The organism is Streptomyces sp. P17, assembly GCF_032436805.1.
GTDB lineage: Bacteria > Actinomycetota > Actinomycetes > Streptomycetales > Streptomycetaceae > Streptomyces.
In genome coordinates this window covers 1-437 of the sequence record NZ_JAVRBF010000349.1, presented here as the reverse complement: position 1 = coordinate 437, position 437 = coordinate 1, and the positions used below count along the sequence as shown (strand labels likewise).

The 437-nt window shown below is 30.2% G+C and carries 1 protein-coding gene; it reads left to right on the top strand.

Translation table 11 applies throughout. From position 1 onward, the window contains the following. A partial coding sequence (locus RMT89_RS41225) for a hypothetical protein (RefSeq protein ID WP_315888881.1) occupies positions 1-437 on the top strand: 437 nt, incomplete at both ends.

Genomic DNA, 437 nt, shown 5'->3' with positions numbered 1-437 from the left:
GCATCTAACATCTGCAATTAATACAAATCAAAATGTATCTGTTGATTTATCTAATGTAAACAACTTAATTAATAATTCAAATGACAAACTCGATTCTATTAATAACAATCTTTCACAGCAAACAAATATTCTTAGTAATCTTGTTTTTGAATCATCTTCATTTCAATCCTCTCAATTGAGTCAGAATGATACTCTTATTAATCGTGTCGATACAACCAATCAGCGTTTAAATAATGTACAACAAACATTAAATAATAATTTCTCAACATTTTTGAATGCTTTTTACACACAAATGTATTCATTGGAGTCTGCAATTTTATCAGGCGGTAGTGGCGAATCAAATGTTAATGTGGATGGTTTAACACAGCTCGTTAGTGATGCTTTACAAGCAAATCAAATGCACTTAAATCAGCAAACCGATGCTATTACTGGCTCTA